9 protein-coding genes are annotated in these 14,667 nt (G+C 66.7%); 3 read left to right on the top strand and 6 right to left on the bottom strand.

The annotated features are described in order from the left end of the window. Positions 1–7: 7 nt before the first annotated feature. Positions 8–910 (bottom strand): TIM barrel protein, encoded by a 903-nt coding sequence (locus G4G00_RS13590; RefSeq protein ID WP_164274315.1) that lies wholly within the window; start codon positions 908–910, stop codon positions 8–10. A gap of 202 nt (positions 911–1,112) precedes the next feature. Continuing rightward, positions 1,113–1,715 carry a single-stranded DNA-binding protein gene (gene ssb / locus G4G00_RS13585; protein WP_164274312.1) on the bottom strand — a complete coding sequence of 201 codons (603 nt, stop codon included), beginning with the start codon at positions 1,713–1,715 and terminating at the stop codon, positions 1,113–1,115. Between the two features lie 408 nt (positions 1,716–2,123). Between ssb and G4G00_RS13580 the strand changes: the two genes are divergently transcribed. Further along, positions 2,124–3,155 (top strand): LacI family DNA-binding transcriptional regulator, encoded by a 1,032-nt coding sequence (locus tag G4G00_RS13580; protein WP_164274309.1) that lies wholly within the window; start codon positions 2,124–2,126, stop codon positions 3,153–3,155. 224 nt (positions 3,156–3,379) lie between these two features. Here G4G00_RS13580 and G4G00_RS13575 read toward each other — a convergent pair whose 3' ends face one another. The 4 genes from G4G00_RS13575 to G4G00_RS13560 all read right to left on the bottom strand — a co-directional run bounded on the left by G4G00_RS13575 (position 3,380) and on the right by G4G00_RS13560 (position 9,311). Next, positions 3,380–3,760: an SseB family protein gene (locus G4G00_RS13575; RefSeq protein ID WP_108752423.1), complete on the bottom strand. Its 381-nt coding sequence runs from the start codon at positions 3,758–3,760 to the stop codon at positions 3,380–3,382. Between the two features lie 159 nt (positions 3,761–3,919). Continuing rightward, the gene (locus G4G00_RS13570) at positions 3,920–5,635 is read right to left on the bottom strand and encodes an alpha-amylase family glycosyl hydrolase (RefSeq protein WP_164274307.1); all 1,716 of its coding nucleotides are present in this window, start codon (positions 5,633–5,635) and stop codon (positions 3,920–3,922) included. Further along, the gene (locus tag G4G00_RS13565) at positions 5,635–7,122 is read right to left on the bottom strand and encodes an MFS transporter (protein WP_164274304.1); all 1,488 of its coding nucleotides are present in this window, start codon (positions 7,120–7,122) and stop codon (positions 5,635–5,637) included. Before G4G00_RS13565 ends, G4G00_RS13570 begins: the two co-directional genes overlap by 1 nt. Further along, positions 7,119–9,311, bottom strand: coding sequence for a Six-hairpin glycosidase-like protein (locus tag G4G00_RS13560; RefSeq protein ID WP_164274301.1), 2,193 nt, complete (start codon positions 9,309–9,311; stop codon positions 7,119–7,121). Before G4G00_RS13560 ends, G4G00_RS13565 begins: the two co-directional genes overlap by 4 nt. Positions 9,312–9,546: 235 nt before the next feature. Here G4G00_RS13560 and G4G00_RS13555 point away from each other — a divergent pair, with 235 nt between their 5' ends. Together G4G00_RS13555 and G4G00_RS13550 are read left to right on the top strand one after the other, a co-directional pair. Further along, positions 9,547–11,601, top strand: coding sequence for a glycoside hydrolase family 97 protein (locus tag G4G00_RS13555; protein ID WP_164274298.1), 2,055 nt, complete (start codon positions 9,547–9,549; stop codon positions 11,599–11,601). Between the two features lie 222 nt (positions 11,602–11,823). Next, positions 11,824–14,574 carry a TonB-dependent receptor gene (locus G4G00_RS13550; RefSeq protein WP_164274295.1) on the top strand — a complete coding sequence of 917 codons (2,751 nt, stop codon included), beginning with the start codon at positions 11,824–11,826 and terminating at the stop codon, positions 14,572–14,574. Positions 14,575–14,667 lie beyond the last annotated feature (93 nt).

The raw sequence follows: 14,667 nt of genomic DNA, 5'->3' as shown, positions 1-14,667 counted from the left end.
TATCGTTTCAGACGTCGCAGAGACGGATCGCCTCGCGCAATGAGCCAATGGGATCGGGCGCGGCAGGCATGAATTCCTGTGCCAGATACCCGTCGAAATCGGTGTCGCCTATCGCGCGACAGATGGCCGGATAGTTCAGTTCCTGCTGGTCGCCGATCTCGTGCCGGCCAGGCACGCCTGCGGTGTGGTAGTGCTTGAAGTGGGCGTGGTGCCGACCGATGGTGGCGATGATGTCGCCCTCCATGATCTGCATGTGGTAGATGTCGTAGAGCAGGCCGAAATTGTCCGAGCCCAGCCGCTGGCACAGCGCCACGCCCCAGTCGGAGTGGTCGCACAGGTAGTCGGGATGATCGACCCTGGAGTTCAGCAGCTCCATCACCAGCACCACGCCGCGTTTCTCGGCGTGGCCGAGGATGCGCTTGAGGCCGGCTTCGGCGTTGGCCATGCCCTGCTGCGGGTCCATGCCGTTGCGGTTGCCGGAGAAGCAGATGAGGCTGCGATAGCCGGCGTCGGCCACCAGGTCGATGTGCCGCGTGTAGCGCGCCACCAGTTCATCGTGGAATTCGCGGCCGGCAAAGCCCTTGGTCAGGCCCAGCTCGGCACCGTTGCACATCGAGCTGTAGACGCCATGGGCCTTCAGGGTGGGCCAGTCCTCCGGGCCGACCAGATCGATGGCGGCGAAGCCAAGACCCTTCACGGTCTGGCAGAGCTGGGCGACCGACAACTGCGGGAAGGTCCAGCGGGCGACAGCGTGCTTCAGGCGGCCTTTGAGGGGTGCAGCATCGGCGAGGACGGGCAACGCGCCTGCAGCGGCAACACCCAGTCCCACACCCCCGGCAAGTGCGACACGCAATGCGTCCCGGCGTGTGAAGCCCGGCGCCGGTGCCGGTCCGCTTGAATGAATGGCCATCCACTTACCGGCCTCCCAACCGGTAGCAAACGCAAACGATTCACTGCAATGCAATCGATTGCACCATACGGGAGGAACTATTTTTTTTGCAAGACGCGGTGCACGAAAACGCATGCTGCGGGGCACCACTGCGATGACATCGTGGAAAAAGAAAAGCCCCGCATGAGCGGGGCTTTCTTTTCTGCTGCAGACGCGCGTTCGATCAGAACGGAATATCGTCGTCAGCGAAGTCGTCCATCGGCGGTGCCTGCTGCGGCTGCGGGCGCTGGTTGCCACCCTGGTTGCCATAACCGCCGCCCTGGTTGCCGCCCTGGTTGCCGTAGCCGCCACCCTGGTTGCCACCGCCCTGGTTGCCGTAACCACCGCCCTGGCCGCCACGCTGGCCGCCGCCGCCGCCGTACTCCTGGCGCGGGGCCTGCTGGCGCTGCGGACGGTCGCCGCCGTAGTTGCCACCACCGCCGCCGCCGTCACCGCGGCCGCCCAGCATCTGCATTTCATCGGCAATGATGTCGGTGGAGTACTTCTCCACGCCATCCTGGCCGGTGTACTTGTCATAGCGCAGGCTGCCTTCGACGTAGACCGAGCTGCCCTTGCGCAGGTATTCGCCGGCGATTTCGCCGAGCTTGCCGAAGAACACCACGCGGTGCCACTCGGTGCGTTCCTGCTGGTTGCCGTCCTTGTCCTTGCGGACGCTGGTGGTGGCCAGGCTGATGCGGGTGATCGCCATGCCGCCCTGGGTGTACTTCACGTCCGGGTCGTTGCCGAGATTGCCGACCAGGATGACTTTGTTGATGCCGCGCGCCATAGGTACCTTCGTCCGTTGTCCAAGGGCAGGCCGCCAGTGATAGCACGCCGTGACCGGGCATGCCGTGGCCGGGGCCACCCTTGGTGAAATTTGGGGGATGCAAGAACGGTACATCTTAACATCGCCACCGGCCAGCGCCTGCCCTGCGGCGACCAGCGGGACCGCGCGGGAACGGCGAAAATCCTTGCGGGGCAATGGCTTGCGGCTGAAGAACAGGGACTCTCCGGGCCGCCGCGACCTGCCCAGCGCGCAATCCGGCCGGTTCGATGCAGACAGTGGCGCAGCACGCGACCTTCGCCACGGCCATGGCAGATGCGGCACGGTCACGAGCGGGCCAACGCCTGTCTCGGCCGGGCCCACCGCATGGCATCATGCGTCCTGCACCGCCCGTTCTTCCCCACCCGGACAATGACGATCAAAGGCAAAGCTACTTCCCTGGACATCGCCCACCTGGCCGGGGTGTCCCAGCCCACGGTGTCGCGCGCCCTGCGTGGCAGCCCGATGGTGAATGCGGAAACCCGCGAGCGCATCCTGCGCATCGCCCGCGAGCTGAATTACAAGGTCGACAAGAACGCCTCCAGCCTGCGCCTGCGCAATGCCGGCACGCTGGCGTTGCTGTTCTTCGAAGACCCCACCAACGACGATTCGCTGATCAACCCGTTCTTCCATTCCATGCTGGGCTCGATCACCCGCGCCTGCGCCCTGCACGGGCAGGACCTGCTGGTGTCCTTCCAGCAGCTGTCCACCGACTGGCAGGCCGACTACGAGGACAGCAACAAGGCCGACGGCATCATCCTGCTGGGCTACGGCGATTACCACCAGTCGCGCGACCGCCTGCAGCGGCTGGTGGAACAAGGCACCCATTTCGTGCGCTGGGGCGCGGCCCTGCCCGGCCAGCCCGGCGTCTCGATTGGCAGCGACAACTTCCAGGGCGGGCATGACATCACCGCCCATCTGCTGGACCAGGGCTGCCGACGCATCGCCTTCCTCGGCCATGCGTCCAGCCATTACCCCGAATTCGAAGAGCGCTATCGCGGCCACGTGGCAGCGCTGCATGCGCGTGGGCTGCGTGCCGAACCGGCCCTGCAGCACGATGCGATCACCACCGAAGCCTCCGGCTACGACGCCTGCCTGCAGCTGCTGGGCAGCGGCGGCCCGATCGATGCCATCTGCGCGGCCAGCGACCTGATCGCCATTGGCGCGCTGCGTGCCCTGCGCGAACGCGGCCTGCGCGTGCCGCAGGATGTGGCGGTAACCGGCTTCGACGATATTCCACTGGCGGCCTCGGTATCGCCGCCGTTGACCACCGTGCAGCAGGACACCAAGCAGGCCGGGCAGTTGCTGGTGGAGAAGCTGCTGGCGCTGATCAACGGCCAGCCGGTGGACGGCCTGAGCATTCCAGTGAAGCTGGTCGCGCGCGAATCCTCGCTGCACCGGTAACCCGTAGAGTCGAGCTTGCTCGACTGACGCACCGCGCCCGTAGCGTCGAGCTTGCTCGACTGCCCCCTTGGTAGAGTCGAGCTTGCTCGACTGCCCCCTTGGTAGAGTCGAGCTTGCTCGACTGGCCCCTTGGTAGAGTCGAGCTTGCTCGACTGCTGTGCACAGAGCAGTCGAGCAAGCTCGACTCTACGAAGCAAAGCCAGAGCAGTCGAGCAAGCTCGACGCTACGCGAAGTCCTTCAGGATCTCGCCCACGCCGCTCGGGGAAACCTCGAAGCCCAGCGGGGTGCCGGGGTTGATCACCACGCCGTAGCCGCCGGGTACGCGGCGCAGTACGTCCAGCATCCGCCAGCGGATCTGGTGCGGCGCCTGCTGGCTGTAGATGCCCACACGCGCAGGGTCGGTGAACACGGCCACGTGCAGGGTGCCCTGCTTGTCGAACAGCAGCGGGTCGAAGCCGCTGCCGTCGGGGGTGACCAGGCTGCCGGTCAGCAGCACCACCTCGGAGGCGACGAAGGCTTCCATGAAGGCACGGATCGGCACGGCACCGTCCATGGCCGCCTTCAGCAGGGTTTCAATCGGGGTCTGCGGGGCAAGGTCGGTCATGGCAGTACAGCAGGCAATCAGGGGGGGCCATTGTAGAGTCGAGCTTGCTCGACTGCGCGAAGAGCGTGCCAACCAAGGTTGGCACCTACCAGAGCGAGCGTGCCAACCAAGGTTGGCACCCCCCAGAGCGGTAGCGCCGGGCCATGCCCGGCGGCGCCCTCAGCGCCCCAGCCGCTGGTCCCGCGCCTGCTGGTCGGCCATGGCCTTGTCCAGTTCGGCCTGCAGCGCCGGCTGCTTCACCTGCGCATCCAGCACATACACCTTCACCCCGTGCGCGGGCACCTCGGTCTGCAGGCGGCCTTTCACCTTCACTTCGCCACCGCCCAGCGCATCGCGCCAGGTGCCGGCCTGCAGGTAGCGCTCCACGCTGAAGGTCTTCGCCGCATCGCCCTTGTTCAGCAGCACCAGCGCCGTCTGCGCCACATCGCCGTGCTGCAGCACGCGCAGGAACACCGCTTCATCACCCTGCAGGCGCTCGTTCACCTGCAAGCCGCGCTGTAGGGCCGGGGTGGCTTCGCGCAGCTTGGCGATGCGCTGCAGCGGCGCGAAGATCGGGCTCTGCGGCGCGGCGTCCACGCGCGGCTGGCCGAAGTAGGCGCGGTTGCCCGCATGTTCCGCGCGGCCGCGCATGAAGCCGGTTTCCGAACCGTAATAGACCACCGGAATGCCGCGTGCGGTGAACAGCCAGTTGTGCGCGTCGATGAAGCCATCGTCGCTGGCCTGCAGGCGCGGCATGTCGTGGTTGTCGTAGAAGCTCATCAGCTCGTACGGGTTGGCATACGGCCCACCGCTCAGGTGCAGCGGTTCGGCCAGCGTTTCAAAGCCCTTGCCAGCGGTGCCGAAGGTCTGCTCCATCGCGCCGCGCAGCGGGAAATCCAGCACGCTGACATTGGCATTGGCCGGCCAGGTGTGCTCGGCAATGCTGGCCGCGTTGTAGTCAAAAGCTTCGCCGAACATGAACATGCCCGGGTGCTGCGCCCGGATGCGGCTGACGAATTCATGCCACCACGGATGCGGCAGCCAGCCGATGGTGTCAATGCGCAGCGCATCCACGCCCTGCGCGGTCCACTGCAGGTACGCCCCCACCAGATAGTCCATCACCGCCGGATTGTTCTGGTTGAAGTCGGACAGCTCGGCCAGGTTGCCGTCGAAGATCGAACCGTCCTTGCTGTCCACCGGGCCGATGTTGTTGTAGAAGGCGTGCAGCGGGTTGTGCTGCGGGTCCAGCTTCTGCGGCGGCAGGTTCTGGTGGTCGGCAACCAGCTTCCCATCCTTGTCGAAGATCTGGCCGAACTGCGGCTGCCGCTTCGGCATGGTCCATGCCGGCGAACCATGGTTGCCGACGATGTCCAGCACCACCTTCAGGCCGGCATCGTGCAGGCCCTTGTTCAGGCCGGCGAAATCCAGATCCTTGCTGGGCAGGTGCTCGTCGAGCTTGTAGAAGTTGATGCCCCAGTAGCCGTGGTAGCCGGTCTTGCCGCGGTCGGTCAGCGTGCTGGTGCAGCTGATCGCCTTGCTGCCGGTGAAAGCTTCGTCGGGGTTGTCGACGATGGGGGTAATCCACACCGCGCCGAAGCCCAGGTTGCGGATGTACTGCACGTTGTCCAGCACGCCGCGGAAGTCGCCGCCCAGGTAGCCGATGTTGCCATCCACCTTGTCCGGGCACGGTACGGGAATATCGAACGTGCGGTGCTTGCCGCCCTGGTCGCGGTGGTCGTTGGATGGATCGCCGTTGACGAAGCGATCGGTCACCACGAAGTACACCGCATCGCTGGCGAACGGCTCGGTGGTGCCGACATACGCCGGGCGCGGCGCGGCCACGGCCTGGCCGGCAAACAGGGCTACACAGACAGCAACAGGCAACACAGCACGCATCACACCACCTCCGAACGCGACGGAACCCGCAGCACGCACACACCGGCCAGCAGCAGGCTGCAGCCGCCCAGCACCAGCACGTGCATCGGCTGGCCGCCCAGCCATGCGCGCAGGGCAAAGCCCAGCGCACTGGCCGCGACCAACTGCGGGATCACAATGAAGAAATTGAAGATGCCCATGTACACGCCCATCTTCCTGGCCGGCACGCTGTCAGACAGCAGTGCATACGGCAGCGACAGGATCGACGCCCAGGCAAAACCCACGCCCACCATCGACAGCAGCAGCCAGTGCGGATCGCGGATGAACATCAGCGAGATCAGGCCGGCGCCGCCCAGCCACAGATTCACCAGGTGGCTCCAGCGCAGGCCCACGGCACGCACCATCAACGGAATGACCAGCGCGGCCAGCGCGGCAAAGCCGTTGTACGCGCCGAACAGCACGCCCACCCAGTTGGCACCTTCGTTGTAGGCGGCCGACTGCGGATCGGTGGAACCGAAGTGGGTGCCGGCCACCGCGGCCGTGGTGTAGATCCACATGGCAAACAAGGCGAACCACGAGAAGAACTGCACCCAGGCCAGGCGCCGCATGGTGATGGGCATCGCGCGCAGATCGTCGACGATCGCCGCCAGCATGTGGGTGCCCGGCAGCGAGCGGGCCACCGCCAGCAACAGGCCGTAGCCCGCGCACAGGCCGGCCAGCACGTACAGCATCTTGTCGCCCTGGCGCCAGGCGATCAGCACCGCCAGCAGCAGGCCCACGCCCAGCCACAGCGCCACCTGCGACCACGGCGCGGGCCCGTTCACTGCGGCAGCGGCGTGATGTGCCGGAGGTTCGGCGTCATCGAAACCAGCCAGCTCGGCGGGCGAATACTCACGCGTACTGACCACGGTCCAGGTGATCGCCGCCAGCAGCACCACTGCGCCGAAGTAGAACGCATAGCGCACGGTGTCCGGCACTTCGCCGGCGGCGGCCGTGTTGGCCACGCCGAAGTGGGCCAGGATGAACGGCAGGAAGCTGGCTACGATCGCGCCCACGCCGATGAAGAAGCTCTGCATGGCGTAGCCGGTGGGCCGCTGGCGCGGGGCCAACTGGTCGCCCACGAACGCGCGGAACGGTTCCATCGATACGTTGATGGAGGCATCGAGCACCCACAGCGTGCCGGCAGCGATCCACAGCGTGGGCGAATTGGGCATCACCAGCAGCGCCAGCGTGGTCAGCACCGCGCCGATCATAAAGAACGGCCGGCGTCGCCCCCAGCGCGTCCACGTGCGGTCAGACAGGTAGCCGATCACCGGCTGCACCAGCAGACCGGTCAGCGGCGCGGCGATCCACAGCCCCGGCACCGACTCCATGTCCGCACCCAGCGTTTCGAAGATGCGGCTGGCGTTGGCGTTCTGCAGGGCAAAACCAAACTGGATGCCGAGGAAGCCGAAACACATGTTCCAGATCTGCCAGAACGACAACTGCGGTTTGGCAGGACGGCTCATCGGCTGCCCTCGACTGCGGCCACCGGCGCCACCTTCAGCGCCTGCACCTGGGCCTGGTTGAGCACGCCATCGCGCCCACCCTTGCCGCCGGTGTAGTGCGCGAAGTGCTGCAGCGCGCTCATGTTGAAGCCCTCTTCCAGCTTCACCGTGCATCGTCCCTTGGGCACGCTGAAGGTTGCGGCGGTGGAATCCTGCGCAGCCACGCTGTGCGGCAGCGTCACCGTCAGGCGCTGCGCGCGCTGGCCGGCGCACTGCACCGCCAGCTGCTTCACCGCGGCGGTCACCCCGGTGTTGATCGGGCCATTGGGGTTGTTGTACTGCAGCCGCAGCCGCACCGGCCCGGCCTTGGCGGCCGTGAACTGCCACTGGCGCGCGCCGCGCAGCACCTGCTGCGGGCCCACACACAGCATCGGGCTGTGCAGCGATTCCAGCGCGCCCTCGCGGCGGGTCAGGCTCAGGCAGTGCTGCAGGCCGTCATCGCCCACGCGTGCCACGCCCTTGCTGATCGCCGTCACCGCGCGGCCGTCCTGCCACAGCACCTGGCCTTCGGCCACCGGCACGGTCCAGCCCTTGCCGCTGCGCCGCGCCTGCGGTGCGGCCGGGGTTGCCGGCGCGCGCGCATTGGCATCGGCGGTGCTCGCCGGCAACGCGCGCGACGGCGCGGCCACCAGCTGCACCGTGGTGGTGGTGCCGCGCGTCTTCACCTTGCCGGCCACCAGCAGGCCATCACCCACCTGCTTCGGCCGCTCCAGCACGTAGCGCTTGCCGTTGGCGTCCAGGCTGATGCGGCGCTGCTTGCCGAACAGTTCGGGCACCAGGCTGGCCGGCAGCTTGGGCTGCACGCTGCCATCATCCTGCACGCCGAACACCCCTTCGGTGACCATGGCCAGGTAGCCGGCCACCGACCACAGCTGGCGCTCGGAATTGACCACCGGCCCGCTCAGCGCGCCTTCGTCCACATGCACGGCCTGGCTGACCAGTTCATAGTTTTCCATGTTGGAACCGGCCAGCGCCGCGCCCTGCATCAGCGAGCGGATCTCGGCGGCGATGCGCGGCGCGTCGTCCAGCTTGCGCGCGGCGCGCAGCGAATAGGCGCTGACGAACGGCCAGATGGCGCGGTTGTGGTAGATCGGCTGCTGCGCTTCCTGCGGCCACACCACCGGGCTGCCGGCCGGCCCCATCGGGTAAACGGCCAGCGCACGCTGTGCGCGCTCGGCGGGCAGCACGTCGGCCAGGATGCCCAGCGACAGGCCCAGCAGGTCCACCTTGGCGTACGGCACCGGGTGCGCTGCTTCGCCGATGTAGCTCATGTACTGGCCCATGTCCTGGCGCCAGAAGCGTGCATCGATCTGCAGCGCCAGCGCATCGGCCCAGGCCTTGTACTGCTCGGCGCGCTCGTCGCCCAGCTGCGCGGCCATCTGCTGGCCCAGGCGCAGGGCCTGGTAATGCAGCACGTTGGTGGACAGCGCGTAGGAATCGCCGATGAAGCGCACGTTCTCGCGCGTCCAGTCCGGGTAGGTCTGCTCGCGCCAATCCAGGAACGAAGTCTCGCCGCGGTACAGGCCCATCTGCGGGTCGAACACCATCGCCCGGTCCTGCGCCAACGTGCCCTGCAGCGCCTGCCAGACCTGGTCGGCGAAGGCCGCATCATCCAGCAGATGGCGCGCGGCCAGGAACCACACCACGCGGTCGCTGCTGATCGGCCAACTGCCGCCCGAGCCGGTATCCTGGGCCACGAACAGGCCGGGGGTATGGCCATCGCGCGCGGCCGACAGCTTGAACTGCAGCGACTGCCGGGTGCGCTGCGGGTCCAGTTTCGCCAGCGCCAGGTCGGCAGCGAAGCTGACATCGCGGGTCCACACGTACGGCCAGCGCGCGCCGGTCTGGAAGCAGTCGCAGGGCACCGGGCGGCCTTCATCGAAGGCCGGATCGCGGATCGCGTCCACGCGGTCCTGGTCCATTTCCTGCTGGGCCAGGGCGAACAGCGCATCGAACATCACGCTGCCGGTCTGGCTGCGCATGGGCGCGGCGGCAATGCGCACCTCGCCCTTGGGCGCGTGCAGCACGAAGCTGCCCTTGGCAGCGGTTTCGGCACGCGCGTGGCGGCCGTTGAATTCCAGGTCGGCCGCGTGCGCGGTCGTTCCCAGCGCTGCCCCCAGGGCAGCCGTCAGGCAAATGATCTTCAGCATCGAAGCGGCAGACCGGCTTGCGCCCGTCGACCTCCCTCCCTCTCTGCACCGTTGTGGGTCCGCGCCACCGTAACCGGTGCGCGGGCGCGGCCCCTCCCTCAAGGTGCCTTGCCCCATGGTAGACGCGGCGCCGTGGCCTGCGTCCAGTTGCATACGTATTCATGGCCATCGCGTGAAGACCGGGCGCCGTGCTGGCTTATGGTCCGGGTCTGCCAATGGCGCCTTGGGAGGGGAAATGCCGGCTTTTTCTGTTGCAGTCCGCGCGATGTTCGCGCCGGTGTTCGGCATGGCCCTGCTGGGTCTGGCGGTGGTGGCCCAAGCCGCGCCGCAGGTTACCCGGGTGGAATCGCCGGGCAAGGTGCTGGCGGTCAGCCTGGTGCTCGATGGCGGTACCGCGCGCTACCGGGTGGAACGCCTGGGCGCGCCCGTGGTGGACGATTCCAAGCTGGGCTTCGTGCTGCGCGACGGCCGCCTGGACCGTGATTTCGTCCAGCTGGGCGAACAGCGGCGCAGCGTGGACGAGACCTGGGAACAGCCCTGGGGCGAGCGTCGCGTCACCCGCAACCACTTCAATGAACTGACCGTGCAGCTGGCCGAAAGCACCGGCAGCAAGCGCCGCGTGGACGTGGTGTTCCGCGTCTACGACGATGGCCTGGGCTTCCGCTATGCGTTCCCCGAACAGCCCAACCTGCGCGAGGCGATCATCGATGACGAACTGACCGAATTCGCCATCGCGCCCGATTCGACTGCGTGGTGGATTCCGGCCGGCGAGCCGATCCACTACGAGTACCTGTACCAGCGCACGCCGCTGCGCGAGGTGCCGCTGGTACACACGCCGATGACCCTGCGCAGCGTGGATGGCGTGCACGTGGCCATCCACGAGGCCGCGCTGGTGGACTACGCCGGCATGTGGCTGCGCCGCACCGAAGGCCAGCGTTTGCGCGCCGAGCTTTCGCCTTCGGCCGAAGGCTGGAAGGTGCGCCGCGCCCTGCCCTTCAGCACCCCGTGGCGCACGCTGCAGATTGCCGACCGCGCCGGCGGACTGGTCGAGTCGGACCTGATCCTCAACCTCAACGAACCCAATGCGCTGGGTGATGTGAGCTGGGTGAAGCCGGCCAAGTATCTGGGCGTGTGGTGGTCGATGCACCTGGACAACGAAAGCTGGGCCACCGGCCCGAAGCATGCGGCCACCACCGCCAAGACGAAGAAGGTGATCGACTTCGCCGCCGCGCACGGCTTCCGCGGTGTGCTGGTGGAAGGCTGGAACCCTGGCTGGGACGGCATGTGGGTGGGCAATGGCTATGACTTCGATTTCACCCGCGCCACCGCCGATTTCGATATCGAAGCGCTGTCGGCCTACGGTCTGAAGAAAGGCGTGCACCTGATCGGCCACCACGAAACCGGCTGTGCCATCGAACACTACGAAGAGCAGCTGGAGGCCGCGCTGGACCTGTATGCGCGCCTGGGCGTGGACCAGTTCAAGACCGGCTACGTCTGCGATGACGGCCAGGTGGACCGCCGCAACCCGGCCGGCGGCCCACTGTGGCGCGAGTGGCATGACGGCCAGTTCATGGCCCGCCACCACCTGAAGGTGGTGCAGGAGGCCGCACAGCGGCACCTGTCGGTGAACCCGCACGAGCCGATCAAGGACACCGGCCTGCGCCGCACCTACCCCAACTGGATCTCGCGCGAGGGCGCGCGCGGCATGGAATACAACGCCTGGGGGCAGCCGCCGAACCCACCCGAGCATGAAGTGAACCTGGTGTTCACCCGCATGCTGTCCGGGCCGATGGATTACACCCCCGGCATCCTCAGCCTGAAGGGCCGCCACGGCCAGGCCATTCCCAGCACGCTGGCCCGCCAGCTGGCGCTGTACGTGGTGCTGTACAGCCCGATCCAGATGGCCGCCGACCTGCCCGAGCATTACCTGCAGCACCGCGAGGCGTTCCGCTTCATCGAAGACGTGGCGGTGGACTGGGAACAGAGCCGCGTGCTCGATGGCGAGGTGGGCGACTACGTGACCCTGGTGCGCCGCGACCGCAACAGCCGCGACTGGTTCCTGGGCAGCATCACCGACGAACACGGCCGCGTGCTGCCGGTGTCGCTGGGTTTCCTGGAGCCGGGCGTGCGCTACCGCGCCGAGATCTACCGCGACGGCGACGGTGCGGACTTCCGCAGCAACCCGTTCGCGTTCAAGCGCGAGACGCGTGAAGTCACCAGCGCCGATGCCCTGACCCTGGTGCTGGCACCGGGCGGCGGCCAGGCGATCCGCTTCACGCCGGTGCACTGAACACCCGCACTTCTGCAACGCCGGGCATGGCCCGGCGCTACCGGGAGCGGAGACTGGAATCGTTTACAACGCTGCAAACGCCATTGAATACGTATGCAGGGTGATTCCGCAGAACAACGCGCTGCCTACCATAGCGGCGACGACAGCGGCCACCGCGTCGCACGTTTCCGGCCCCGCCGGGACGACCACAAAATGCTCTACAACATTGCCTGGGAGGGGAAAATGTTGAACCACAAGCGCAGCGCGCTGAGTCTGGCGCTGGCCGTCGTACTGGTGCCGTCGCTGGCATCGGCGCAGTCCACCGAAGCCACCGCCACCGATCCGTCCGCCACCAACCTGGACACCGTGCAGGTAACCGGCATCCGCCGCGGCATCGAAAACGCCATTGCGGTGAAGCAGAGCGCCACTTCGGTGGTCGAAGCGATTTCCGCCGAAGACATCGGCAAGCTGCCCGATGTCAGCATCGCCGAATCGCTGGGCCGCCTGCCCGGCCTGGCCGCCCAGCGCGTGGCCGGCCGTGCCCAGGTCATCAGCGTGCGCGGCCTGTCGCCCGACTTCGCCACCACCCTGCTCAACGGCCGCGAAGTGGTCAGCACCGGCGACAACCGCAGCGTTGAATTCGACCAGTACCCGTCGGAACTGGTGAACGGCGTGACCGTGTACAAGACCCCGGACGCGGCCCTGGTCGGCCAGGGTCTGTCGGGCACCATCGACATGCAGACCGTGCGCCCGCTCAGCTTCCCCGAGCGCGTGATCGCCGTCAGCGGCCGCCTGCAGAAGAGCTCGCTGGGTGAAGCGGCCAACGTCGATGAATTCGGCAACCGTTTCAGCGCCAGCTACATCGACCAGTTCTTCGACAAGACCCTGGGCATCTCGATCGGTTACGCGCACAGCGACAACCCGATCCAGGAAAACCAGGTGGGCCTGTACGAGCCGTGGACCACCGAGCAGACCACCAACGGCAACCGCCCGGGTCTGGCCGCTGGCACCTACTTCTCCGATGGCATCAAGGCCCTGCGCCGTACCGGCAACAACAAGCGCGACGGCGTGATGGCCACCATCCAGTTCCGGCCGAACAACGCCTGGACCAGCACCTTCGATGCCTTCCACACCGAAGCCGAACAGATCGACACCGCCAACCAGTTCGAGGTCAACCTCAGCAACTACAACGGCGGTTACACCCCGGGCCTGCTGATCAGCAACCCGCAGGTCAATGCCGATGGCACCTTCACCGGGGGCACCGCCAGCGGCGTGTACCCGCTGGTGCGCGGCATGTACAACAAGCGCAAGGACAAGATCGATGCGTTTGGCTGGAACAACGAGTTCACCTTCGGCAGCGTGAAGCTGGTGGCCGACCTGAACTACTCCAAGGCCACCCGTGACGAACTGAACCTGGAAAACAACCTGCAGCTGACCCCGATGCCGCAGCTGGACACCATCGGCCTGGTGGTGAACCCGAACGGCTTCTCGCAGATCTCGCCGGGCCTGGATTATTCCAACCCCGATGCGCTGTTCCTGACCAACACCATCTACGGTTCCGGCTACGGCAAGGTGCCGCAGGTGGAAGACCGCCTGAAGGGCGGCAAGCTGGCGGCCACCATCAGCCTGCCCGAAGCGATGGCGTCGTGGGCACCGGACCTGGACATCGGCGTGAACTACGCCGACCGCCGCAAGACCAAGACGCAGTCCGAAGGCAACATCCTGCTGGGCGCCCAGGGCGATGCCAACATCGCCTCGGACCTGCAGTATTCGCCGGTGAACCTGGGCTTTGCCGGCATCGGCAACATTCCGGCCTGGAACGTGCCGGCCGCCGTGGCCCGCTACATGACCTTCAATCCGGTCGACAACCTGGATTACCTGATTCCCAAGTCGTGGGTGGTGGAAGAGAAGATCACCACCGCCTGGGCGCGCCTGAACATCAACACCGATATCGGCGTGGTGGGCGTGCGCGGCAACATCGGCGTGCAGATGCAGCACACCGACCAGAGTTCGGATTCGCGCTACTGGGACAGCTCGCAGCCGGCCGGCAGCAACATCCAGCCGTATTCCAACGGCAAGACCTACAACGACTGGCTGCCCAGCTTGAACCTGGCCTTCATGTTCCCGCATGAGCAGACCCTGCGCTTCGCCGTGGCCAAGCAGGTCGCCCGCCCGCGCGTGGACCAGATGCGCGCCGGCCTGGAATTCGGCGTGGATACCGCCACCGGCAAGCCCGGCGGCAGCGGCGGCAACCCGCTGCTGGACCCGTGGCGCGCCACCGCCATCGATCTGTCCTACGAGAAGTACTTCGGTGAAAAGGCCTACGTGGCCGCTGCCGTCTTCTACAAGGATCTGAAGAGCTACGTGTACACCCAGTCGGTGGACAACTACGACTTCACCGACCTGCTGGGCAGCTACGTGCCGCCGCCGGGCATGACCGTGCCGGTGCTGACCACCGGTACGTTCTCCTCGCCGCAGAACGGCAAGGGCGGCACGCTGAAGGGCCTGGAACTGACCGCATCGTTCCCGCTGGACATGCTGACCGACAGCCTGCGCGGCTTCGGCGTGCAGGCCAGCGCTACCTTCAACAAGAGCGACATCGAGATCCTGGACCCGGAAAGCGCCTCCAGCGTGGGTACCGATCCGATCAGCCTGCCGGGCCTGTCCGACCGCGTGTACAACTTCACCGCCTACTTCGAGCGCAACGGTTTCGAAGCACGCGTGAGCCAGCGCCGCCGTTCGGATTTCATCGGTGAAATCGGCAACTTCAACGGCAACCGCACGCTGCGTTACGTGGTGGGCGAAAACGTGACCGATGCCCAGGTCAGCTACACCTTCAGCGACAGCAGCGCCCTGCGTGGCCTGACCCTGCTGCTGCAGGGAAGCAACCTGACCAACGAGCCGTACCGCACCTACGCCGGCACCAAGGATCGCCCGCTGGAATACATCGAGTGGGGCCGCACCTACGTGCTGGGCGTGAACTACAAGTTCTGACGACCGACCGGCAACGCACCGGTAGCGCCGGGCCATGCCCGGCGAGCGGGATCAGTAGTGCCAGGCCATGCCTGGCAGCACCACAGGGAGCAG

This window comes from Stenotrophomonas sp. B1-1 (assembly GCF_010894375.1).
GTDB lineage: Bacteria > Pseudomonadota > Gammaproteobacteria > Xanthomonadales > Xanthomonadaceae > Stenotrophomonas.
Note: the sequence above shows the minus strand (reverse complement) of the source record. Positions and strands in the feature narration are given on the sequence as shown.